The sequence below is a fragment of the Bradyrhizobium sp. LB13.1 genome (genome assembly GCF_054056815.1).
Genome location: NZ_JBSRYQ010000001.1, coordinates 6,539,572 through 6,562,586, shown reverse-complemented (window position 1 = coordinate 6,562,586; position 23,015 = coordinate 6,539,572). Strand labels below are relative to the sequence as shown.

General features: G+C 63.0%; 18 protein-coding genes and 1 pseudogene. 13 read left to right on the top strand and 6 right to left on the bottom strand.

The window, feature by feature from the left end:
- The first annotated feature begins 13 nt into the window (after positions 1–13).
- A complete protein-coding gene (gene asd / locus ACVWYI_RS31725) occupies positions 14–877 on the top strand; it encodes an archaetidylserine decarboxylase (protein WP_456664127.1) in 864 nt (287 codons plus the stop codon).
- Positions 878–944: 67 nt separating this feature from the next.
- A complete protein-coding gene (locus ACVWYI_RS31720) occupies positions 945–1,511 on the top strand; it encodes an NUDIX hydrolase (protein ID WP_456664126.1) in 567 nt (188 codons plus the stop codon).
- Positions 1,512–1,736: 225 nt separating this feature from the next.
- Here ACVWYI_RS31720 and ACVWYI_RS31715 read toward each other — a convergent pair whose 3' ends face one another.
- Both ACVWYI_RS31715 and ACVWYI_RS31710 read right to left on the bottom strand, forming a co-directional pair.
- The gene (locus tag ACVWYI_RS31715) at positions 1,737–3,188 is read right to left on the bottom strand and encodes a FecR domain-containing protein (RefSeq protein ID WP_247347874.1); all 1,452 of its coding nucleotides are present in this window, start codon (positions 3,186–3,188) and stop codon (positions 1,737–1,739) included.
- A 322-nt stretch (positions 3,189–3,510) separates the two neighbouring features.
- Entirely contained in the window at positions 3,511–4,302 is a 792-nt protein-coding gene (locus ACVWYI_RS31710) for a DUF2147 domain-containing protein (protein ID WP_247347774.1), read from the bottom strand.
- A 193-nt stretch (positions 4,303–4,495) separates the two neighbouring features.
- Here ACVWYI_RS31710 and ACVWYI_RS31705 point away from each other — a divergent pair, with 193 nt between their 5' ends.
- From ACVWYI_RS31705 to ACVWYI_RS31670, 8 genes and pseudogenes are all read left to right on the top strand, one after another.
- Positions 4,496–4,813: a DUF2147 domain-containing protein gene (locus ACVWYI_RS31705; RefSeq protein ID WP_456664125.1), complete on the top strand. Its 318-nt coding sequence runs from the start codon at positions 4,496–4,498 to the stop codon at positions 4,811–4,813.
- Positions 4,814–5,154: 341 nt separating this feature from the next.
- On the top strand, positions 5,155–6,345 hold the full coding sequence (locus tag ACVWYI_RS31700) for an extensin-like domain-containing protein (protein WP_354049241.1): 1,191 nt from the start codon (positions 5,155–5,157) through the stop codon (positions 6,343–6,345).
- Between the two features lie 513 nt (positions 6,346–6,858).
- Positions 6,859–8,155: pseudogene (locus ACVWYI_RS31695) on the top strand (M20 family metallopeptidase).
- A complete protein-coding gene (locus ACVWYI_RS31690) occupies positions 8,152–8,991 on the top strand; it encodes an ABC transporter permease (RefSeq protein WP_456664124.1) in 840 nt (279 codons plus the stop codon). Before ACVWYI_RS31695 ends, ACVWYI_RS31690 begins: the two are co-directional and overlap by 4 nt.
- Positions 8,992–9,020: 29 nt before the next feature.
- Positions 9,021–11,489 (top strand): amidase family protein, encoded by a 2,469-nt coding sequence (locus ACVWYI_RS31685; RefSeq protein ID WP_456664123.1) that lies wholly within the window; start codon positions 9,021–9,023, stop codon positions 11,487–11,489.
- A gap of 32 nt (positions 11,490–11,521) precedes the next feature.
- Positions 11,522–12,250: a Crp/Fnr family transcriptional regulator gene (locus ACVWYI_RS31680; RefSeq protein ID WP_456664122.1), complete on the top strand. Its 729-nt coding sequence runs from the start codon at positions 11,522–11,524 to the stop codon at positions 12,248–12,250.
- A gap of 453 nt (positions 12,251–12,703) precedes the next feature.
- Positions 12,704–13,045 (top strand): hypothetical protein, encoded by a 342-nt coding sequence (locus ACVWYI_RS31675; protein WP_456664121.1) that lies wholly within the window; start codon positions 12,704–12,706, stop codon positions 13,043–13,045.
- An 8-nt stretch (positions 13,046–13,053) separates the two neighbouring features.
- Positions 13,054–14,118: a DUF1254 domain-containing protein gene (locus ACVWYI_RS31670; protein WP_456664120.1), complete on the top strand. Its 1,065-nt coding sequence runs from the start codon at positions 13,054–13,056 to the stop codon at positions 14,116–14,118.
- A 169-nt stretch (positions 14,119–14,287) separates the two neighbouring features.
- Here the strand turns inward: ACVWYI_RS31670 and ACVWYI_RS31665 are convergent, their stop codons facing one another.
- Both ACVWYI_RS31665 and ACVWYI_RS31660 read right to left on the bottom strand, forming a co-directional pair.
- Entirely contained in the window at positions 14,288–14,689 is a 402-nt protein-coding gene (locus ACVWYI_RS31665; protein WP_456664119.1) for a phage integrase N-terminal SAM-like domain-containing protein, read from the bottom strand.
- Between the two features lie 219 nt (positions 14,690–14,908).
- Positions 14,909–16,390, bottom strand: a complete 1,482-nt coding sequence (locus ACVWYI_RS31660; protein ID WP_456648826.1) for a sulfatase family protein — start codon at positions 16,388–16,390, stop codon at positions 14,909–14,911.
- Between the two features lie 608 nt (positions 16,391–16,998).
- On the opposite strand from ACVWYI_RS31660, the gene ACVWYI_RS31655 reads away from it, so the two are divergent.
- Positions 16,999–18,366 (top strand): tetratricopeptide repeat protein, encoded by a 1,368-nt coding sequence (locus ACVWYI_RS31655; protein ID WP_456664118.1) that lies wholly within the window; start codon positions 16,999–17,001, stop codon positions 18,364–18,366.
- Between the two features lie 182 nt (positions 18,367–18,548).
- On the opposite strand, the gene ACVWYI_RS31650 is transcribed toward ACVWYI_RS31655, so the two are convergent.
- Together ACVWYI_RS31650 and ACVWYI_RS31645 are read right to left on the bottom strand one after the other, a co-directional pair.
- Positions 18,549–18,884 (bottom strand): DUF6665 family protein, encoded by a 336-nt coding sequence (locus ACVWYI_RS31650; RefSeq protein WP_456664117.1) that lies wholly within the window; start codon positions 18,882–18,884, stop codon positions 18,549–18,551.
- A gap of 53 nt (positions 18,885–18,937) precedes the next feature.
- Complete coding sequence (locus ACVWYI_RS31645; protein ID WP_354104588.1) at positions 18,938–19,573, bottom strand: TetR/AcrR family transcriptional regulator; 636 nt, start codon at positions 19,571–19,573, stop codon at positions 18,938–18,940.
- Between the two features lie 192 nt (positions 19,574–19,765).
- Between ACVWYI_RS31645 and ACVWYI_RS31640 the strand changes: the two genes are divergently transcribed.
- Positions 19,766–21,085 carry an efflux RND transporter periplasmic adaptor subunit gene (locus tag ACVWYI_RS31640; RefSeq protein WP_456664116.1) on the top strand — a complete coding sequence of 440 codons (1,320 nt, stop codon included), beginning with the start codon at positions 19,766–19,768 and terminating at the stop codon, positions 21,083–21,085.
- Between the two features lie 25 nt (positions 21,086–21,110).
- Complete coding sequence (locus ACVWYI_RS31635; protein ID WP_247442588.1) at positions 21,111–22,697, top strand: DHA2 family efflux MFS transporter permease subunit; 1,587 nt, start codon at positions 21,111–21,113, stop codon at positions 22,695–22,697.
- Positions 22,698–23,015 lie beyond the last annotated feature (318 nt).

Here is a 23,015-nt window from a genome sequence, read left to right as displayed (position 1 = left end):
AGCTGACAGATTCATGACAGTCAAAGCCCTCATCGCTTCATTCACCCAGCAGGAAGACCTCAACTTCCTGTTGACCAACCGCATCCCCCGCGCCGCGCTGACCCGGTTCATGGGCTGGTTCTCCAAGATCGAGAACCCACTCATTCGGGACGGCTCGATCGCGCTGTGGAAGCTGTTTTCAGACCTCGATCTGTCGGAGGCGCGAAAAACCTATTTCAGGAGTCTGCACGATTGCTTCACCCGGGAGCTGAAGCCAGATCTGCGGCCGTTCGATCCGGACCCGGCGGTGGTCGCCAGCCCGTCGGACGGCATCGTCGGTGCTCATGGCCGGATCGCCGACACCGAGCTGTTCCAGGTCAAGGGCGCGCCTTACTCGCTGCTCGATTTGCTCGGCGATTCCGCGCTGGTCGACCAGCACCGCAACGGCTCCTTCGTCACGCTGCGGCTGACCTCGAGCATGTATCACCGCTTCCACGCGCCTTGTGACGCACATATCGAGCGCGTCACGCTGATCCATGGCGACGTCTGGAACGTCAACCCGATCGCGCTCAAGCGCGTCGAGCGCCTGTTCTGCAAGAATGAGCGCGCGGTGATCCGCACGCATTTGCCAGCCGGCGAAGCCGTGACGCTGGTGCCGGTTGCCGCGATCCTGGTCGCAAGCATCCGCCTGCATTTCCTGGACATGGTGCTGAATGCGCAGACCAGAGGGCCGGTCAATTTTCCCTGCGACGTCAACGTGAGCAAGGGCGAGGAGCTCGGCTGGTTCGAACACGGTTCGACCATCATCATGCTCGCGCCCGGCGATTTCACGTTCTGCGACGGCATCGCCGAAGGCGCGCGCATACGGGCGGGTCAAGCGCTGCTGAGAAAAAGCTAGCCTTCAATCCGCCGCGTCGGCCGCCTATATCGCTCGTGCGGACGTTTCTACGACTACGGATTTGGTGATGGCACGGGCGCCGGTCATGGCGGCGGGGGGTATTGTGCTGCGGCGTGGTGCGCCGCCGCTGATTGCCGTCGTGCGCCAGCGCAAGCGCAACGAATGGGTTCTGCCCAAGGGCAAGCTCGACGACGGCGAAACCCCGAAGCAAGCCGCGCATCGCGAGGTGCTGGAAGAGACCGGCCACGACGTCGCTATCCATGAGTTTTTGGGCACGCTCGTCTATCAGTCCGGTGGTCGCTCCAAGGTCGTGCATTTCTGGCGCATGGAGGTCGAGGGCGGTCCCGTCCGCAAGCTGATGAGCGACATCAAGGCGATCGACTGGCTGACGCTGGAAGACGCGCTCGCGCGCCTGTCGCGCGAGTACGAGCGTGCGTTCCTGGTACAAGTCGGCCCGATCGCACTCGCATCGGCCGGGCTTGCGCCGGCCGATGCGGAGCCGACGCCGCCGCTTGCAAACGGCGATGTCGACGCCGCGATGCAGACCCGGACACCGGTAGAAGCCGCCTCCAGCGACGAACTGCGCCATGGCCTGTTGCAGAAGATACGAGCGTGGCTGCGTGGCGAGGCATGAGTTCTCATCGTGCCGCGCTTGCAGGCGCTTAAGCATCCGCGGGCTGATACGGTTGGGGAGAGCGCACCAGCTCTCTGACGGAGAGGAGGGAGGCTGATTGCGCTCGACGTCAATCCTCATGGTGAGGAGCGCGCATCGCGCGCGTCTCGAACCACGAGGCCCAACTGTGGCCTCGCCCTTCGAGACGCTTGCTTCGCAAGCACCTCAGGGTGAGGGGCGGCACAATCACCGCCGCTCCTTCTCCTTCGGAGCGGGCGCCGGTTTGCGTGGCGCTCCGGGTCGTTGTGCGCCCGGCAGGCGTTGCTGGAATCCGCCCGGGCGCTGCAGGCCTGGCTGTTGACCGGCGGGCGGCTGCCCCGGCTGCATGCCGGTGCGTGGCAGTTGCAGCTGCTGGCCGGGCTGCTGCTGTGTCCCGCCCGGCGGCGGCGCGACTCCTCCGGGCTGAGTTTGAATTTGTCCACCGCGCTGCGGCTGGGTTTGCGGCGCGCCGTTAGGCTGCGTGCCTTGCCCGCTGCGTGGCGCACCTACCGGACGTCCCGCGCCTTGCTTCTGGCCTTGCTGTTGCTGACCCTGACCCGCGCGCGGCGTGCCCGGCTGCACGGCGCCACCTTGGCCTTGCCCTTGGCCCTGCCGCTGCGGTGGCTGGGCGCCTTGACGGTTCGGTGCGCCCGGCTGCTGCTGGCCTGGACGGTTGTTCTGACCGGGCTGGCCGTTCGGCCGCTGCGGCTGTTGTCCGGGCGCCGTGTTCGGCCGCAATTGCTGCTGTTGCGGCGGCTGGAACGGACGCGGGATGCGCGGGCTCGCGGTCGGATTGGCGCGGCGGAAGTCGCGCTGCTCGATGACGATCTGCCGGCCCGTGGTCTGCGCCAGATGCACCTGGCTGACGAAGCCGCGGTCGCGCGCGATCTGCTGTGGCGCGATCGTGATCGGCACCGCGGCAAAGCGCATGACGCCAGCAGCGGCTGTGCCCGGTCGGATCGCAAAACCGCTCGATCCTTGCGTCAGTGCGCCGAGCCGCGTCCCGCTCGTGCGGTCGTCGACATCGATGTGTCCGACCCGGCCGTCGGCGTCGGGATAGAGCTTGATGTTGACATTGTTGGCGTTGTTCGCGGCCGCGCCTTCCGGCACGTCGATGACGCCGGTGGTGCCGCGGATGCCGAGCGTCGCCGTCGGCGTCGTGATCTTCATGTCGCCGGTCTTTGCCACCGCCGCAGCGACGAACGCGACGGTGCCCTTGCCGATGTCGAAGGCGCCTGCGTTCTGCTTGCCGCCGTCCTCATAGACGTAAGTGTCGATGGTGATTTTGGCGCTGGCCGACAGATTGAATGTGGTCGCGTCGTTGAAGGTAATGCCGAGCGAGGAGTTGGACGAAGTCTGCACGACGTCGTTGAGATAGATGTCGTCTCGCACCCGCAGCGGGTAGGAATTCCTGTCGCGGATCACGGTCGCGATGCCTGTCACCGTCGCGACGTTGCCGATCGGCTCGACGGCGGCGGACTGCGCATCCGTCGCGGGAGCGGGTGAAGCTGAGGGCGTCGGAGAGGGGGCGGGCGTCGGTTGTGCTTGCGGCTGCGCCTGCGCAAGCTCGATCGCATCGGATGCGAACGCAACACTTGCACAGGCCGGTGGCAACGCCAGCAGCACAAGCGCGAACACGAGGCGGCGCCAAGCCACGATAAAAGTCACGAAGAGGTCCCGGTGAGAAACGCGAGGCGAGATCGACCGATATCAGCCTGATACAGCTGAACGGCGGATGAATGTCTATCGCACGGGAGCGGTGAACGTTCAAATGCAACTCTTTCCCCTCATGGTGAGGAGCGCGCTCTTGCGCGCGTCTCGAACCATGCCGGCCCGGCTCTCGATCCCGGGCCTCGCCCTTCGAGACGCCTGCTTCGCAGGCTCCTCAGGGTGAGGGGATAAAGTGAAGCTGTCGCGCGAGATCCCGGGTCGATGCTTTGCATCGCCCGGGATGACGATAGTATAGGACGACGGTGGTGCGTCAGCTCACGCGCTTCCAGGTCTGGCCGCCGCAGAACATGCCGCCGAAGGCGCAACCCTGCACGCGCATTGCATTCGGGCCCTTCATCGCGATGGTCGAATCGTAGTTCTTGCCGGAGTCGGGGTCGTGGATGCGGCCGCTCCACTTCGCGCCCTCGGGCTTCATGTTGATCAGGATGCGCTCGTTGGTCTTCGCGGCGTAGCCGCAGAGATTGGCGCCGCACTGTTCGACGCGGACATTGCCCTTGTTCTCTTCGGTGGCCCAGACGCCGATCGGCGTGTTGGCGGCCAGCGCAGGCGCGGCGGCAACCGGAGCCGGCGCAACCGCGACCGGCGCGGGGGCGGCAGCGGGAGCAGGAGTCGCAACGGGCGCAGTCTGCGTCGTGGTGTCGTAGCCGGCGGCCGGGGCAGCGGAAACCGTCGTTGCCGGAGCGGCGATAGTTGGAGCCGCCGGTGCGGTCGCCTGTACCGGGGCCTGCTGCGCGGGCTGTTGCTGCTCCGGAGTCGGCGCGGGCTGCGCGGTCGTGGCCGGAGCCGGTGTGGTGTCGATGTCATCGTCCTTCGAGCCAAAGTCTTTGGAGCCAAGGCCCTTGAGATTGATGTTGTTCAGCTTGATCGGCTTGTCCGACAGGCCCGGCGCGACGATGGTCACGCAGTTGAGCGAGGCGCAGTTGCGCGGCGTCTCGATGCGGATGTGCTGGCCTTCGATCTGGAACGAGAGCGAATTGCCGGCATGCGCGGCGGCGGTCGAAGCGAGGAAGAGGGCAGTGGCGGCGATGGTGAGCTTGTTCATGACAACCTCCGAAAAATGTGTGGTCCCGATAGGACTGAAGTCACCCGTGGATGAAGCGTGGTTCGACCCTACGCCGGGCCGATCGAGCGTTCTGTGATAGACGTCACAACGGCTCGCCGCCGCTGGGTGAGGCAGCGCACATTCAGCCGCGATTCCATCTGCGTAACGTCTCGGGACACAGAGGGAGGCGCCGATGATGCGGCTTGTGACTTCGCTTGGCAAATTGATCGCGCTGATGGCGCTCACTGAAGCGTCGACCAGGGGCGAGAGCGTGCTCGTCAATATGAAGCCAAAAACGCACGACGTCTGGACCGGCAACATCTACAGCCGCTCCAGCGGCAGCACCTATTATGCGACGATGACGCTGAAGAGCTCCGGCAAGTTCCACGTCGAAGCCTGCCAAGTTCCACGTCGAAGCCTGCCAAGTTCCACGTCGAAGCCTGCGCACTCGGCCACTTCTGGTGTTCCGGAAACAACCGGAGGCGAGCCGAAGAGCAGCCGGAGAAAATGATCACAATGTCGCGGCAGTGGAGCGCGCGGTCGTAAGGGAAGCGTTCGATACCGCCGATTGAAGCCGCTAGATCATGCCGAGCACGATGGCGCCGACGAAGGCGATGGCGAGGTACGCGGTGATAACGCTCAGTCTCCCGGCGAACGTCATGAGGTCGCTCCCGCTGTCGCGCCGCCCTGCGCGAGAGCGTCATGGTTAACAGAGAGTCTCTTTCCGAAAAAGCCAGCCTTGCTGTCGCTCGTCACCGGCAGGCGCGCCTGCGAGCGCGGGCCGGCATGGTTAAAGAAGACTGAAATCAACACGTTGAAGAGTCTTTAAGTAAATTCACCGAACGTGCGTGCATGACGCGCGGAGTTCGTTTGTATCTCGTCGGCTCCATCGTCCTTGTTTCGCTAGCGGGTTGCGGACGCGGCTTCTTCCAGGCCGAACGTGAACCGTGGCGGGCCGAGGCCGAAGCCGCATGCCTGAAATCAGGCGCGGTGAAAGAGGGGCCGGATCTCGTCCGCATCGACCCGATCTCCGGGCCGGGGATGTGCGGCGCGGAGTTTCCGCTCAAGGTCGCCGCCCTCGGCGAAGGCTCGAGCAGCTACGGCTTTGCCGATGAGGAACTGCGTCCGCCCGGGAGCGTCGGCAACCAGCCGCGCTGGCCGGTGACGCAGCCGCGATCGAATTACCCGCAAGGCCAGAACTATCCGCAACGCTCAAACTATCCCGAGAGCGCGGTGCGGCGGCCTTCCGGCTATGGCGCCTCGCCTGGTCCAATGCCTCTGAATGCACCCGGCGTGGCGCAGCAGGAGGACGAGATCGACCTGCCGCCCGAGGGCACCGATGCGTCGGGCGCATCGCGCTACATGAATGCACCAAGCTATCCGGCGCGGCCGGCGCCGTATTCGCAGGCGCCCGCGCAGCAGCCGCTGCCGCGTCTTGGTCCGGCGCAGGGCAATCCCGTCACCGCCGTCGGCCCCGTCGCCGTGAAGCCGACCGCGACGCTGGCCTGTCCGATTGTCTCCGAGCTAGACCGTTGGCTTGCCGATTCCGTGCAGCCCTCGGCAATGCGCTGGTTTGGCGCTCGCGTCGCCGAGATCAAACAGATCTCCGCCTATTCCTGCCGCGGCATGAACGGCAATTCGCATGCCCACATTTCAGAGCACGCCTTCGGCAATGCGCTCGATATCGCAGCGTTCGTGCTCGCCGACGGCCGCCGCGTCACCGTGAAGGATGGTTGGCGCGGCATGCCGGAAGAGCAGGGATTTTTGCGTGACGTGCAGTCCGGCGCGTGCGCGCATTTCACCACGGTGTTGGCGCCTGGATCGAACGTCTATCACTACGATCACATCCACGTCGATCTGATGCGCCGTGCCAGCCGTCGCCTGATCTGCCAGCCCGCCGCCGTCTCCGGCGAAGAGGTTGCCGCGCGAGCGGGCGGGCGCAATCCTTATGCGAATGCGCGCGATCCCTCCGTGACCGGCTCGCTCGCTGCGCGTAAGAGCACCGCGCACAAGCGCGAAGAAGACGAGTACGCGGACGATTAAAATGTCCGCTGATATCGTCGCTATCTCACCCACCCGCAGGTGCAAATTGACCCCGCGGTGCCGGTGCCGCAATGGAGCCTCAGTCCGATCGGCCCGAACGCGCACCGGGGGGCTTGCGAATGCGAGCTGGCTCTCAAGCACCACGCAGATCGTCTCCAGCGGCGAGCGCAAGGCGATCGAGACCGCCGAGATCATTGCAGGCCCGCTCCGCCGGCGGCGGTCATTGTTTCGCGTTCGCGCGCAACGGGCGCCGAGTCCTGCACGCGTGGCGCCGCATGGAATATCTGGACCGGCCGGCCTCGCGCTGAGCCCTGCCTGTTCAGCCGACGCCGCGTCTTCGGCAGAGCGCATCCCGGGCGCAAAAATTTGCGCACTCGCAATTCTTGTCTAAATCGTTGAAATCAAAACGACAATTGTGTCGCGGCGGGCTTTGCCGGCAGTTGGCACAATCGCTGCAGTGGGGAGGCTGCCACGAAACGGCGCTGCCGGCGCCGTGAGCCAGCGGAACCCGTCATGCAGATGCCCCTTGCCCCTCCTTACTCGGATCTCGAACGGCGCGTGCTGTCGCACATCACGGAGGAGCGCTGGCTTGAACTCGCATCCGAGCTGATCCGCACCGGCCAGCCCCGTTCCGGCAATCCGCTGGATCCCGATTTGCCGCCTGCCGAGGAAGAGGCGATCTCGATGCTGGTCGCGGGCAAGCTCGAAGCGCTCGGCATGGAGGTCACCAAGCACAGCGCGCAGCCGCACCGGCCGAACGTGCTCGGCGTGCTCAAGGGACGGGCCGGCGCCCTCGCTCATTCTCAACGATCACCTCGACACCTATCCGGTCGTCGAGCCCGAGAAATGGCACATGACGGATTTCGATCCGTTCAAGGCGACGCGCCACGGCGATCTGCTTTATGCACGCGGCACTTCCGACACGCGCGGGAACCTCGCTGCATCGTTGCTCGCAGTGCAGGCCCTGATCGAAGCAGGTGTGAAGTTCGATGGCACCTTGATGTGTTGCTACACCGTCGATGAGGAGCGGAACGGCACCGAGGGCTCCATCTACATGCTGAACAAGGTCGGCCTTACCGCCGATTACGAGATCACCGCCGAGCCGACGGCATGGGGTGACGTCAACAAGGACTGGGGCATGAACCTGTCGGTGGCCAATTCCGGCCACTGCCTGATCGAACTCACCGTTCACGGGATCAAGTCGCACATCTGGCGGCCGGACATCAGCGTCAACGCCATCATGGAAGCGGCAAAGCTGTTGCCGAAGTTGAAGGACATGGCGTTCACGCATGTGCCCAGCAAGTTCATGGGCCATACGCCGCCCTGCTGCGCCGTGGTGCGCATTCGGGCCGGCCTGCCTGGCGAGATGCAGTTCTCGCCGGATGCCTGCACCATTACGCTCGCCGTGGTCGGCATCGTGCCCGGCATGACCCTGTCGAGCGTGATCTCGGACATCGAGCGTCTCGGACGGGACACGTTTGCGGGCGTGAACGACGTCAAGGTGGAGGTGCGCCAGGTGCCTGGATCGCTTTTCGTCAACGCGACCGAACCGGTGCCGGTCGAGGAGGAGCCCTGCCGCTCCTTGCGCACGGTTTACCGGCGTCTGATGGGCCGCGAGCCCGGGGTCAACCGCAAGAATGCCTTCAACGACACGATCCGCTTCCGCGAAGCCGGCATCAATGCGGTGACGTTCGGTCCCGGAGAAGACGGCTGGGCCGTCGACAACGAGAACATCTCGATCACCAAGTCGGTGATGGCGACGCGGATCTACGCGCTGACCATCATGCAGATCCTGGGAGTGCGGACATGAGCGTCGAGGCGAGCCCCATGGCCATTCCGATCTCGGCGGATCGCACGCGACGCGGCAGCCTGCCGCTGCGGCTTCCGAAGGTCTCTCGATCGGTGCTGCTCTCGACGCTTACCGTCGCAGTGCTGCTGGCTGGCTGGGCCATCGTCACGGAGAGGGGCTGGGCCAACGAGCTGTTCCTGCCGAAGCCGCAGGCGGTTTGGGCCGCGTTCGTCAAGACGATGACGAAGGGATATCAGGGCGCGACACTGCTTCAGCATCTCGGCGCAAGCCTCTATCGTATCCTCACGGCCTTCACGTTGGCCTGCCTGATCGGCATCCCGCTCGGCGTCGTCATGGGCGTGTCGCGCAACGCACGCGCGCTGCTCAATCCGTTGATCGAGTTCTACCGGCCACTGCCGCCGCTCGGCCTGTACACGCTGCTGGTGATGTGGCTCGGCATAGGCGAGAGCTCGAAGCTGTCGCTGCTGTTTCTTGCCGGCTTGCCGGGCATCGTCATCTCGACGATCCAGGCCGTCACCAGCGTGGACCCGGTCTATGTGCGCGCCGCCCAGTCGCTTGGCGCGACCCGGCGCCACCTGCTCTTTCACGTCTACCTGCCGGCGGCGGGACCGCTGATTCTCGCCGGCATGCGCATCTCGCTCGGATTTACCTACACCGTTCTCGTCGCCGCCGAAATCGTCGCGGCATCCGCCGGCATCGGCTGGATGATCTGGGACGCCGCAAAATTCCTGCTCTCCGACATCGTGATCATGGGGCTGATCGTGCTCGGTCTCACCGGCGTCGTGCTCGACCTCATTATGCGCGGCATCGCGAAACTGCTGATGCCGTGGGCCTGAATCCAATCCTGATCGAAGGGGAGACCTCCATGATGAAGAGACTGATTGCGACGCTCGCAGTTGCCACGTTGGCGCTCACGGCCGCAGTACGCGCCGAGGACAAGCCGGCGAAGGTGACGGTCGGCTATCTGAACCTCGTGAACGCGCAGCTGGTCACCAAGCATCTTGGCCTGCTCGCCAAGGAGATGCCAGGCGTCGACATCAAGTACGTCAAGATCGGCGGCGGCGGCGACATGCTGCGCGCGATCGCCGGCAACGACGTCGACTTCGGCGGTCTCGGCAACCCGCCAACCGCGATCGGCGCGACGCGCGCCCTGCCAATCAAGGGCATCCTGGTGATCAACATGCTCGACTACGTCGAGTCGATGGTGGTTCGCACCGACAAGAACATCACCTCGCTCAAGGATCTCAAGGGCAAGACGGTGGCGGCGCCGTTCGGCTCCACGACACACTACCTCCTGCTCCAGGCGCTCAAGGACGAGGGTGTCGATCCCGCCTCGATGAAGATCTTGGACCTCGCGCCGTCGGATATCGCGGCGGCCTGGCTTCGCGGCGACATCGACGCGGCCTGGTTCTGGGAGCCGAATCTCGGCAAGGCCGTGAAGAACGGCGGCAAGATCCTCGTCACCTCGGGCGACATGGCCAAGCGCGGTTATCCGACCTGGGACATCGGCGTCGTCATGAAGGCGTTCGCGGAGAAGTACCCGTCCTACGTCGATAAGTTCATCAGGGCCGAATGCGAAGGAATCGAATTCTGGCTGAAGAACCCGGAAAAGACCGCGGAGATCATCGCGGAAGAGCTTTCGCTGCCCATCGAGGACGCGCAGCGGATGATGGAGGGCACCGGGATGGTCCCCTGCAACAGGCAGCTCACGGAGGAGTATCTCGGCACATCCGTGAAAAAGGGCAAGTTCGTCGACACGCTGGTCTCGACCGCCGACTTCCCTGGTGAAGCAGGAGCGCCTGCCGAAGCTGCTGCCGCGCGCCGACTTCGAAGCCTTCATCCAGCCCGCATATCTGGAGAAGGTGATCGGCCGCTAAGGTCGGTGCCGGCGGGCTTGTCTCGCCGGCGCATTGCCAATTCCTGCAAGCACGTGACCGACATGAATCTCGCACCTCGCCACCTCCGTGCCGCCTATCGCAGCGGTGAGCTCAAGCCGTCCGATGTCGCCGCGCATGTGCTTTCGCGCCTTGACGACGCCGACCAGAGCGGCGTCTGGATCTCGACGGCAAATCCCGAAAGCGTCATGGCAAAGGCGCGCGCGCTCGATGCTCGCATAGGCGAGATCGGCGAACTGCCGCTCTACGGCCTCGTGTTCTCGGTCAAGGATTGCATCGATGTGGCCGGCGAGCAGACCACCTCGGCCTGCCCGGAATTCGCCTACACCGCGAAAGACACGAGCCCGGTTGTCGCCGACGCCATCGCCGCCGGCGCGATCTATCTCGGCAAAACCAATATGGATCAGTTCGCGACCGGCCTGGTCGGCGTGCGTTCGCCCTATGGCATCGCTCGCAACCCGCATAACCCCGACTACATCCCCGGCGGCTCCAGCTCGGGCGCAGCGGTATCGGTCGCGACAGGCACCTCGTCCTTTGCTTTCGGCACCGATACCGGCGGATCGGGCAGGGTGCCGGCGTCCTATTGTGGCGTTACCGGCTTCAAGCCGGCGCCCGGCGCCCTCAGTCAGCGCGGCATGGTCTACGCGTGCCGAAGTTTTGATACCATTTCGCTCTACACGCGCGATCCCCGCGATGGCCACGACGTCTATCGCGTCTTGGCGCGGCGCGATGCCGAGGACTGCTTTTCACCGGTAGATTTCGCCGGATGGGCGGAGCAGGCATCCCCAGCGCGGCCGCTCAACATCGCAACGCCGCGTCCGGATCAGCTCAGGTTCTTCGGCAATTCGGAGACGGAGGCGCTGTTCGGCGATGGGCTCCGCAAGCTGCGGCGGCTCGATCTGTCGGTCGCATCGATCGATTTCTCGCCGTTCATTTCGGTCAACGACCTGATGTTTTTCGGACCTTTCCTCGCCGAGCGGGACGTCTCGGTCGGCGCATTCCTCGACGCCAACCCGGATGCGGGCGTGAAGATCGTGCGCGACCTCGTCATCGGCAGCCGGAAGTTCACGGCGGCCGACACCTATCGTGCGCTCTACAAGGTGAAGGAGGTCCAGCGATCGCTGCGCGATTTCTGGCAAGATCACGACGCGCTGGTCGTGCCCACGGTCGGCACCGTGCTGAGCATCGACGACGTCGCGCGCGATCCGCTGATGGCCAACTTCAACAACGGCTATTACACCAATTACGCCAACCCGCTGGGCCTGACCGCCATCGCCGTTCCGAACGCCGTCACCGCAGCGGGCGTGCCCTATGGCGTCACGTTTCTGGCGCCGGCCGGCCGGGAGCGCCTGCTCACCGATCTGGCTTGCGCCTTCATGGAGGCGGCAGCCGAACCTCAACATCTGCGCCGCGTTGCAATCGGAGCGGAGACCTCCTAGCCTTCGAGCCGTCACTCGAAGGGAGACCGATCGTGGAGCGCAGCGATGCGCATGAGGTGGCCGATCCAGCTGAGCCGCGCGCTGAACTGTCACGGCCCGGGACCGGACGTTATGTGCTGAAGGCGTTGGACAAGCCCGATCTGGACCTGGTGATGCGAACCGGCAGGCTCGCGACCTACCAGAACCGCGAATATCTGCTGCGGGAGGGCGAGCCCGCGAATGGCATCCACATCATCCTGACCGGGATCGTCGAAAGCACCCATGCCGGCACGCAAGGGCGCGAACTGATGCTGTCGACCTGGGAGGCAGGTGACTTCGTCGGCGCGCCCTATATCCTCGGCGATCATCGCCACAGCTGGTCAGCCCGCGCGCTTGGGCGGGTCGAAGCACTGCATCTCGACCAGGATGCGGTCCGCCGGTTGATCGCGCAGTCGCCGTCATTCGCAGTCGCGCTGATCGAGTGCCTCGGCTTCAAGGGCGAGACCTATTCGATGCTGGCGCAGACGCTGGCGGGACAGAAGGCGGCGGAACGGTTGGTCCTGCTCCTGGTCAAGCTGTGCGAGAACGCGGCCCAGGACGAGAGCGGCTCGATCTCGCTCGGCCGCATCACGCAGGCCAATCTGGCGCGCATGATCGGCGCGACGCGCCAGTCGATCAGCCTGATCCTCAGCCGCCTCCAGGACGACGGCATCATCTCGACCGGCCCGACCAAGATGGTCGTCAACGATCTCGCCGCGCTGAGGAGGCAGGTTACCGACTAGGCGTGTACTCATAGAGGTCAGCTTACCGACGCAAAACGGAAGTCTCCCGCCTTGAGCATGATGGGCGGCTTGCGTGAAGGTTTTCGGCGCGGCCGCCAACCTTGGAACCGTCCGTTGTCATCCGCCATGGCTGATCAAGTGTGTCTTACCCACCGTAGCGAGGTAGCCACGATAGCGGCGGCGCTTGCGGAACTAAACCGCAGTCGCGTGATTAGGAAGTCACTTGCAACCTGGACTATTAGGGGTACTGAGCTGAGCCTCGGAGGATGCAATCAAACCACTCGAGCATCAATTTTGGCTTTAGGATTCCTCGTTTCAGTCGCAACTTTGTTGCCCGAAAGCGTCGATGCCCGGCGCGGCGGCTCAGACCGGCGGAAGCGAGCGACCTTGGCGCGCAAGCTGTGCACTGCACAAGTAGAGAGAGGGTTGGCGGCACTTTGAAAGGAGATCGACGTGTACAAGAAAATTGCAATTGCATGCGCGGCCTCGCTACTGGTCAGCCATATCCGGGCCGCCACGCCTCATTATCCCGACGCGCTCGAGACGACACCGACCACCACCGAAAACATTAACGCTGGTCTGGAACTCGACGCCTATCAAACAGGTCTATCAGCCTACATCTGGGGATACCCGCTGGTCAGGATGGAACGCGTTGCGCGGGAGTACAGCGATGTGTCGGGGCCGCAGTCCCCCACCAGTTATCGTGCGCCACTCAACCAGATCGGCTGGGCGGCGACGGTGGCGACGGCGGACGCCAAGGACATGCCGACACCGAACAACGACACGGCCTACTGAGCGCGGTGGTGAAGCTGGACGAGCCGTTTATCCTGCACGTACCTGATACAAATGACCGCTACTACGTGGTCGACGTTTTCGATATGTGGCAGAATCTGCAGCATTACGTGGGCCGTCGCGCCACCGGCACCAAGCCAGGCGACTACGCGCTGGTGCCGCCGGAATGGAATGGTCAATTGCCCGAAGGCGTCAAGCGACTCGATGTGTCCACCAACAAGGTATGGCTCTGGGGGCGAATGCGCGCGATAGAGGGCGAGGATCTTGCGCCGATGCACGCCTTGCAGAAGCAGTTCACGCTGCGCCCGCTAAGTCACTGGAAGGATACCAACTATGCGCCGGTTGCGGCAGCTCTCCCGCCTCTCCCCGCAATTGAAGGTGACGAATTCGGCTTCTTCACGCACTTGGCCGCTGCCCTCAAGTCCAATGCAGTGCCAGCCCAAGATGCAGCCTTGTTCGGTCAGTTCGCCCGGATCGGCCTGACAAAGAACGGCTTCGACAGGTCGAAGCTGACGCCACCGCAGCGGAAGGGTTTGTTGCGGGCACTGGCAGACGGCCCGAAGGTCGCCGTCTCAGCCCTTGCCACTTCGACTGTCGACCGCAACGGCTGGAGTTGGTCCACAGGGCTCGACAACTTCGGCTATGACTACCCATTGAGGGCGCTGGTAGCAGGGCCATACCTCGGCGGTAACGGCGAGAAGGAAGCGATGTACCCGCTCCGGTCGACCGATGCCCAGGGCAATCAGTTGGCCGGAGGGAAGAACTACATGATACGTTTCGTCAAAGCGCCGCCAGTCAATGCGTTCTGGTCGCTCACCGTCTACGACGCAACCGACAAGCTGTTGGTCGAAAATCCAATCCACCGCTACAAACTCGGCTCAGGCACCAAGGGCCTGAACGTTCGCGCAGATGGCTCCGTCGAGGTGCGAATGCAGAACGCGCCGCCGTCAGGCGACGCCGCCAACTGGTTGCCGACCCCTAAGGGCCCGTTCTATGTGATCCTGAGACTCTATCAACCCACGGACGAAGTGCTGTCGGGAAAATATGAGCTGCCCCAGGTCGAACCCGTCCATTAGCTGCGACGGACTACCAAGTCAGTAGCGTGGTTTCAATGGCCGCAGCAAAGCCTGGTGAAGGTTTTCGGATGCCGGCCCACGATGATGGCGCCACGCGCTCTGGGGCCGGCGTACGAAAACCTCCAAAGGAGGAAACCGCGGGACGTCGGGCGAGGTGGCACGTCAGGTGCTATGGGGATTTCGTCGCTGGCGGTGTGTGTGCCAGGTTCGTTGAACGCGTTTTGCGGACGCGATCGGGAAGGTTGGCGGGTTTGATCGGATGGGCAGAACCGGCGTTGAGCGGCGATTTGTTGACAAGCCTGATGGCGGATCGCTTAAGCGTGACCCTGAAGAAGAAACGCAACGCCGCCACGGTCGCATTGAGGGCTCCCGTGCCGACGCCGCTCTGGGCCACATGCAGCTGAAAGCGTCGGACGTCCTCGAAGCTCGCCTTGTCCGGCGACCGGCAAAGGAAAGCTGCCGAGTTCTTGATCGTGCGGATGTAGCCTTGCTGGGTCTTCGGCGATAACGTCCGGATCGTCATGTCGTCGATCATGCGCCGGCGCAACGGGCTCATTGCCTCGTCGGTCATGGGGATGCTCCTGTCTTGAGTGAGGTTTGCCAACTCCTCATCTTCAAGACAGGACGCCCCACAGCGCTATCCTGTTTGCTGTGCCGCCGGCCGCGGCGCCCTACCGCGCGAGCGGCTTAGTCCTTTGACCCAAAGCAGACATCAGTGTTCTAGGCCGACACCGACGAGAAGCGCCTCGACGACAGTGGCAAATGCGGTAGGTCTTTTCCAACTCAACAGTCACTTCGTGGGAGCATTGATTGTCGCGGTCGCCGGCGGCGGGTTGGTGACGCCGTAGTGGTCAGCCAGGAAGTTACCCGGGTGGACATAAGACGCCGGTCGCGACCGTTCTGGCAGCATCGAAGCGTCCCAAACCGCCCATTCGCTTTTCAGCCGTTCGAATACGTCTTTCTCCCGGTCCATGAGGTTCGCTCGCTCCCGCGGGTCTCGCACGACATCGAAGAGAAATTCGTTTCCCCCTATCCGCAGATATTTCCGATCGCCGTCGCGGATGGCGCGCTGCGATCCCGCTTTATAGCGCCAGCACAACTTCCGGGGATGCGATCCCGCACCGCCGGCCAAGATCTGTCCGAGGTCCTCACCATCGGATGGATATGCCGCGTCCGGCGACGTGCCGGCGGCAGCCAGCAAGGTCGGCATCCAGTCCATCGTAATCGTGACCTGTTCGGACACCGCTCCAGGCGCGATCCGTCCGGACCAGCGAACGATCGCTGGAATGCGAATGCCACCTTCGAGGAGCTCATGTTTCATGCCGATGAACGGCCACACATCGGAGAATCGTTCGCCGCCGTTGTCACTGGTGAATATGACAATGGTGTTGCTGGCGAGACCGCTCGCGTCAAGCGCGTGTAGTACCCGACCGATATTGGCATCTAGACTTTGCACCATCGCCGCGTATGTCTTCTGGGAGCCGCCGTCGCGGTCAATAATGTTCCTGATCCGCTTTGACTCAGCCTCGTCGTCCGGCCCCTCCCATGGCCAATGCGGCGCCGTGAAATGCAGACTTAGCAGGAACGGCTCCTTCGATTTGGCGTAGCCTTCAAGAGTCTGCACCGCTCGATCGCCGAGGAGGTTTGTCATGTAACCGTGACGCTCAACCGGTACCTCCTGCTCGTAGAGTTGATGCGCAAGTCCGGGGAACGGCAATATGTACGTTTGCGAGGCCTCCGCCCCATGATTGAAATAATCGGCACAGCAGCCGAGTATCCCAAAAAACTGGTCATAGCCGCTTTTCAGCGGACTGAAATCCGGCAGATCACCAAGATGCCATTTTCCGACTAGAGTCGTGCCATATCCCACCTTCTTCAGCAGTGATGGTAAGGTGGGATGGCTCGGCGCCAAGCCAATCCCTTTCGGGCTTAAAGGAGAAAGTGGCTCTTCGAGCCCAAGCGGCAAGCGAGCCTGATAGCGCCCAGTGATCAGCCCCGTGCGCGTCGAAGAGCAATCAGGCGAATTGGAGTATGCCTGTGTGAATTTCAACCCCTCGGCAGCCAACCGGTCTATGTTCGGCGTCGTATAGTCCCGCTGACCATAGCAGCTTACGTCAGCGTAGCCGAGGTCATCCGCCAGGATGAAGACGATGTTCGGCTGTCGCGATTGAGCCGCGGCGGGACCGATCCGGCCTATTCCCGTGAGCGCCAGCGAACTCGCGGCGGTTGTTTGGACAAATCGGCGACGTGAAATTGCGCTCTGCTGGACCATGGATGAGTTTCCCCTTGCGGACTGAAGAAAATCGTCGCTTTCGTCAACAGCTTACATTGCTCCGTCAAAATATGCAGAACCAGAACCACCTCTAGGATTCCGTCCGCAACGTACATCTAAGCTATATGGGAAAGCTTGCACAATCGATCGTGCAAGAGTGGCGATTAGTGATTGATTTAAGGTCGGCGTGTTGACTAATTCATTCGGCACGAGTGTCTAACTCAGGTCTGAGTTTGGCCCATCGCTTCCGTTAGCGCGCCAGCGCCAAATGTCGGGTCATAGAGAAGACCGGTAGTTTTCGTCCGAGCACCAAACCGACGCTTTTGACCCGAACCGGCCGTCCATTCAACCCAACCGCAACAACTTGTAAGAGCCGTGAACCTAGTCAGCAACCCTGACCAACGCAAAGCCACAAAACTCTGGTAGGTTCAAGCATCCGGGCGTTTGGCCCCTGCGGGGAGGCAATGGTGACAGACTCAGAAGTCTCCAGCGACCGACCGAATAAACCGGCATCCGATAGTGACCCACTGAACAAAACGCCATCTGATGACGAGCCTCCGGACCAACCGGCATCGACTCGCAACTTTAAGGGTCGCTTCCGGGTGCGAATGCAATTGATCGGCGGGGCGCTCGCTTCGATCGCGGCTATCGGTGCGATCGCGGGTGGCCTCGTCGGCTATTGGACTGTGTGGAAGACGCTCCGCACCGACGTGTTTCCGGACAAGCAACAGACGCAGAGGGAGGCTACGGCCCGGCCCGACATTGCTCCCCGCTTGTCACTTGTCATTCTGCCGTTCGCAAACGTCGGCAACGATCTGGAGCAGGACTACTTCGCCGACGGCATCACAACCGACCTAACGACCGACCTCGCGCAAATGCCCGGCGCGTTCGTTATCGGACGCGGAACGGCGTTTACATACAAGAACAAGCAGATCGACTTCAGGACGCTCGGCAAGGACCTTGGCATCCGCTGGGCGGTCCAGGGCGCGGTGCGGCGCAACGGGGATCAGGTTCGGGTCAACGTATCACTTACGGATATCGCGAGCGGTCGGGACGTCTGGTCCGATCGTTTCGACGGCGATCGTACGAACCTCGCCGCCTTGCAGGACCAGATCACAGCGCGGCTCGCTCGCTCGCTTAACATTGAACTGATCCAGGCCGAAAGCCGTCGCAGCGAAGTAGACCGATCGAGAAATCCAGACGCTACGGACTTCACGATGCGCGGCTGGGCAAAGCTCTATGGGCCGCAGTCGAAGATCCAAAATGGTCAGGCAAAAGACCTATTCGATGACGCGCTGCGCCTCGATCCGGACAACGTCGAAGCCATGATTGGCAAAGCGCGGTGTCTAGCGGCTGGTGTGAACAACCGATGGTCTACATCCGTTGTCGAAGACAAAAAGCAAGCGATCGACCTCATCGACAGAGTTCTGTCCAAAAGCTCGGCAAGCGCGAGTGCTCATACGACTAAGGGAACCATTCTTCTATTTGGACGTCCTGAGGAGGCATTGGCTGAATACGATACGGCGCTTGAAATTGATCCAAATAATCCAGCTGCCTACGCTACTAAAGCAATTGCACTCATCGCCTCTGGGCGCGCGCGCGAAGCCTTCTCGCCGGTCCAGTTGGCTCTCCGTCTCAGTCCCAGAGATCCTTTTGCTTTCCAATGGCGCTTCTGGCTCTGCCATGCACACTTGCACCTGCACCAATATGGAGAAGCCATCGAGGAATGCGGGCGCTCGGTCAATCTGAACAACTCGCACATGTACGCTTATGTAGATCTGACTTCGGCTTATGGAGCCACGGGGCAATTGGAACAGGCACAGCGGAGCTTGACTGAATTGAACAAGCTGCGACCAGACTTCACGATCCATTGGTACCGTGATCTTGTTTACTCAATGTCAACCAATCCGCAGTTTCGCCGCGAGATCGACGACATTCTCGATGGGCTGAGGAAGGGAGGGGTCCGGGAGCAATAAGAAGCAAGGCTATTCGCTTGCTGACGTCGACGGCCTCTTACATCTTGAGTGTCGCCTATTGGCCCATCTGCGACCTCGGAGGCCATCCGCTCTTCGGCCGGTGTTGGCGTTAAACCGGACATCAGGCGGCCGGCCGCTCAATGAGTGCACGCCCTCGCGCGTGGTGCCGTAGAAAATCATTTTCAGGCCGACTTCGACGGTACTGGGACCAGCCCCATGCAGTGCTGCACCTCGGCCGGGACATTGTAGGTCCGCATGATGTGGCGGCTGTCGCGCAAGCCCGATGCCTCACGCTGCACCACGAACATCCAGAGCGCGTGGCCGGCTTCCATCACCAGCTTGCGCCTGGCCGGTTGCATCGAGGCCGGCACCTCGGGGAGGGCATGGGCGGCGTCGAACTCGCGCAAGCGCGCTAGCGCCTGTTCGAGCGTGTGGCCCATCCGTCCAAGCGCGGAGGCTTGTTCCTGAACGATCTCGTAATGGAGGATATCGACCGGCGGCCGACGATCACGGGACATGAGCCCCAATATAGGACCGCCGGAACGGCCTGCAACGCATGCCCGGCTTGCCGCTACTTCGCCCGATAAGCCGCCAGGAACATCCGCGTCGCGCTGTCGACGACTTCGGTCATGCGCTCTTCCGACGGTGCGGGTGCGGCCTGGAAGACGAAGGGCAGGAAGAGCGAGGCCTTGCACAACTCCATGAACTGCGACGCCGCAAGGTCGCAATCGTCGATATCGAGATCGCCAGGGACGACATGGGCTTTGAGATAGTCGGAGAGGCGGTTGATGGTCTTGTCCAGCACCCGCGCATAATAGCGGCGGCCGACATCGGGCATGCGTTCGGCGATCGCCATCACGGTGCGGATTGCGGACCCGCCGCCGGGCCGGCACAGCAGATGGATGTAGGCTTGGCCGAAATCCTTCAGCGTGGTCTCGGCGTCGCGGGCGGGATCGAAATTGAACACGACTTGGCCGTGTTGCAGCGCCTCCTGCTCGAGGATGGCTTCGAACAGCGCGGATTTGTCGGCGAAGTAGACGTAAAGCGTGCCCTTGGAGACCTGCGCCGCGCGGGCGATCTCGCCCATGCTGGCACCGTCGAAACCGAGATCCATGAACACCTTACGCGCCCCGTCCAGGATCTGGCGCCGCTTGGAGCTGTCCTCTTCTTGGACGACGTGTAGTTGTTCGCGGCCGGTTACAACCATTGGTTTAGGGTCTCGGAAGGTTTTTGGATCGGTCCAGGGCCATGAAACCGAAATAAAGGATTCGGGCCAGTAGGGTTTGCCCGGGAGTATTATCTATATTGACCGAACCGTTCGGTCAATGGTATTTGAGATAGGCGAGAGGGAACCGGCCGCACGGCGGCCGTCCCTCATCGCGCTTTTGGGGAAGCCTTTATGGCCGTATTGAGAGACCAGTCTGCGCGCGTTCTTCGCCAGGATACGGTGGAGACGCCGGCGCCCGCGGGCGGTGACGCCGCCACCGAGACGTCCGCAGTTCTCGCCGAGCAGTTGCGCTCTCATGTGACCGAGGAAACCAAGCGCCGCACCAGCGATGCGCCGGAGAAGCCCGTGATCGACAAGCCGGCCGCAGCCCCAGAGGCGACCGCCGCCGCCGCCGCTGCGAAGTCGGGCAAGCGCAAATTCGTGATGATGGGAGTAGGCTTGGTGCTGGCGCTCGCGGCCGCGAGCTATGCCGGCTATTACACGCTGGTCGGGCGCTTCTACGTTGCCACTGACGACGCCTATGTCCGCGCCAACAATACCATGCTGGGCGCGCGCGTTGCCGGTCACATCTCCTCGATCTTTGCTGGCGACAACGCCACGGTGCGTGCCGGCGACATCGTCTTCCGCATCGACGACGGCGACTACAAGATCGCAGTCGACGCCGCCGCGACCAGGATCGCGACCCAGCAGGCCACCATCGATCGCATCGGCCGCCAGGTTGCGGCGCTCGACAGCCAGGTCGCGCAGGCCAAGGCGCAGTTCGTGTCCGCCGAAGCCGGCCTCAAGCGCGCCGACCTTGATTACGAGCGCCAGCAGGCGCTGAACAGCAAGGGCTTTGCCTCACGCGCCACCTTCGAAACTTCGGAAGCCGGACGTGACCAGGGCGCCGCCGCGGTCAAGGCCGCGCAGGCCGCCTATGACGTCGCGGTCAGCAATGTCGACGTCGCCAAGGCGCAGCAAGCCGAAGCGCAGGCGCAACTCGCCGAGCTCAAGACCACGCTCGCCAAGGCCGAGCGTGATCTCAGCTTCACTGCGGTGCGCGCGCCGGTCGACGGCACGTTCTCGAATCGCCTCGTCAGTGCCGGCGACTTCGTCGCGGTCGGCCAGCGGCTCGGCAACGTCGTGCCGCTCGACAACGTCTATATCGACGCCAATTTCAAGGAAACCCAGCTCAAGCGCATCCGTCCCGGCCAGCCGGTGACGATCAAGGTCGATGCCTACGGCATGCGCAAGTTCTCCGGCGTCGTCGACAGCATCGCGGCGGGTTCGGGCTCGGTGTTCACGCTGCTCCCGCCTGACAACGCTACCGGCAACTTCACCAAGATCGTGCAGCGCGTGCCGGTCCGCATCCGCGTGCCGAAGTCGGTCGCGAGGCAAAACCTGCTCCGCGCCGGCATGTCGGTCTATGCGACCGTCGACACCAACAAGGGCGCGGTCGACGCCGACAGCGAAATCGATCTCGACGATCCCACCACGGTCCATCCGCAGTAGCGCGCCGGCGCTTCGAGGTCAGACCATGGCGAACGCCACCACCGCTTCACCTGCCATGATGGCGGACCCCGCTTCGGAGCGCATCGCGCCGAAGCGGCTGTTCGCTTTCATCATCATGGTGTTCGGGATGTTCATGTCGATCCTGGACATCCAGATCGTCTCGGCGTCCCTGAGCGAGATCCAGGCCGGCCTGTCGGCAAGCTCCAGTGAGGTCTCCTGGGTCCAGACCGCCTATCTGATCGCCGAAGTGATCGCGATCCCGCTGTCGGGGTTTTTGTCGCGCGCCTTCGGCACGCGGCTGTTGTTCGCGATTTCTGCCGCCGGCTTCACAGCTTCGAGCCTGCTCTGCGGCTTCGCCACCACCATCGAGGAGATGATCCTCTGGCGCGCGCTCCAGGGCTTTCTGGGCGCCGGCATGATCCCGACCGTGTTCGCCTCGGCTTACACTGTCTTCCCGCGCTCCAAATTCCACATCGTCGGTCCCATCATCGGCTTGGTCGCGACGCTGGCCCCGACCATTGGGCCGACCGTCGGCGGCTACATCACCGACCTGATGTCGTGGAACTGGCTGTTCTTCATCAACATCGTGCCCGGCATCGGCATCACCCTGGGGGTGCTGGCGCTGGTCGATTTCGACGAGCCGCACTTCGAATTGCTCGACCGCTTCGACTGGTGGGGCCTGCTGTTCATGGCCGGCTTCCTCGGCACGCTGGAATATGTGCTGGAGGAAGGCCCGCAATATGAATGGCTGCAGGACCCCTCGGTCGCGATCTGCGCCTGGATCTGCGGCATCTCGGCGATCGCCTTCTTCTGGCGCGTGTTCACGGCGGCCGAGCCGATCGTCAATCTGCGCACCTTTTCCAATCGCAATTTCGCGATCGGCTGCGTACTTCAGTTCTGCATCGGCATTGGCCTCTACGGCCTGACCTATATCTATCCGCGCTATCTTGCCGAGGTGCGCGGCTACAGCGCGCTGATGATCGGCGAGACCATGTTCGTCTCGGGCATCACCATGTTCCTGGTCGCGCCGCTGGTCGGCCGTCTCATGGCGAAGTACGACATGCGCTACATGATCGCGTTCGGCCTCGTCGTGTTCGCGATCGGCTCCTACCAGATGACCTGGATCACGCGCGACTACGATTTCTACGAGCTGCTCGTGCCCCAGATCCTGCGCGGCATCGGCATGATGTTCGCGATGGTGCCGACCAACAACATCGCGCTCGGCACGCTGGCGCCGGACCGGGTGAAGAATGCCTCGGGCCTGTTCAACCTGATGCGCAACCTCGGCGGCGCGGTCGGGCTCGCGGTCATCAACACCGTGCTCAACGACCGCACCGATCTGCACATCACTCGCCTGCAGGAGCGCGTGACCTGGGGCAATGCCACCGCGACCGAAACCCTGACCATGTTCATGCAGAAGTTTCAGGGACTCGGCGACTCCACGCTGATGGCGATGAAGCAGCTCAGCCAGATCGTGCATCGCCAGGCCGTGGTGATGAGCTTCGGCGATGCTTTCTTCATCCTGACGCTGTTCTATCTCGGCCTCACCCTCACGGTCACGCTGCTGAAGAGGCCGGCCTCGCCGTTCGGCGCCAGCGGCGACGCGCACTAATTTGCAACACTCGTGCGTGATCGCGCGCGAGCCCCGTTGCAAATCACCAATGGCACATCTATAAAGCGCACCTCATTCAATCGAACCGGGAGGATTTGCATGATTTCGTCGCATTCGCAGATCGCACGCCCGCGCTCGATGATGTTCTGGCTCGGTATGTGCTCGGCCTCCTAGAGGCCTCTTCCGCCAGCTTCGATTGGGCTTCCAGTCCCGATCGCTCCGCTCCCCAAGTCAAAGCCAAGTTCAAGTGACGCCGTCTCGGCCCTCGCGGCCGGCCTGCGTCCATCAATGGAGCCGGCCTGCGCCAAAAGCGGCCGG

Bases quoted from the DNA above. Each gene is read 5' to 3' on its own strand.
- ACVWYI_RS31640 (WP_456664116.1), top strand. From the start codon at position 19,766: ATGGCCGTATTGAGAGACCAGTCTGCGCGCGTTCTTCGCCAGGATACG.
- ACVWYI_RS31685 (WP_456664123.1), top strand. From the start codon at position 9,021: ATGATGAAGAGACTGATTGCGACGCTCGCAGTTGCCACGTTGGCGCTC.
- ACVWYI_RS31660 (WP_456648826.1), bottom strand. From the start codon at position 16,390: ATGGTCCAGCAGAGCGCAATTTCACGTCGCCGATTTGTCCAAACAACC.
- ACVWYI_RS31690 (WP_456664124.1), top strand. From the start codon at position 8,152: ATGAGCGTCGAGGCGAGCCCCATGGCCATTCCGATCTCGGCGGATCGC.
- ACVWYI_RS31665 (WP_456664119.1), bottom strand. From the start codon at position 14,689: ATGACCGACGAGGCAATGAGCCCGTTGCGCCGGCGCATGATCGACGAC.
- ACVWYI_RS31635 (WP_247442588.1), top strand. From the start codon at position 21,111: ATGGCGAACGCCACCACCGCTTCACCTGCCATGATGGCGGACCCCGCT.
- ACVWYI_RS31705 (WP_456664125.1), top strand. From the start codon at position 4,496: ATGATGCGGCTTGTGACTTCGCTTGGCAAATTGATCGCGCTGATGGCG.
- ACVWYI_RS31710 (WP_247347774.1), bottom strand. From the start codon at position 4,302: ATGAACAAGCTCACCATCGCCGCCACTGCCCTCTTCCTCGCTTCGACC.
- asd (WP_456664127.1), top strand. From the start codon at position 14: ATGACAGTCAAAGCCCTCATCGCTTCATTCACCCAGCAGGAAGACCTC.
- ACVWYI_RS31655 (WP_456664118.1), top strand. From the start codon at position 16,999: ATGCAATTGATCGGCGGGGCGCTCGCTTCGATCGCGGCTATCGGTGCG.
- ACVWYI_RS31650 (WP_456664117.1), bottom strand. From the start codon at position 18,884: ATGTCCCGTGATCGTCGGCCGCCGGTCGATATCCTCCATTACGAGATC.
- ACVWYI_RS31645 (WP_354104588.1), bottom strand. From the start codon at position 19,573: ATGGTTGTAACCGGCCGCGAACAACTACACGTCGTCCAAGAAGAGGAC.
- ACVWYI_RS31720 (WP_456664126.1), top strand. From the start codon at position 945: ATGGCACGGGCGCCGGTCATGGCGGCGGGGGGTATTGTGCTGCGGCGT.
- ACVWYI_RS31700 (WP_354049241.1), top strand. From the start codon at position 5,155: ATGACGCGCGGAGTTCGTTTGTATCTCGTCGGCTCCATCGTCCTTGTT.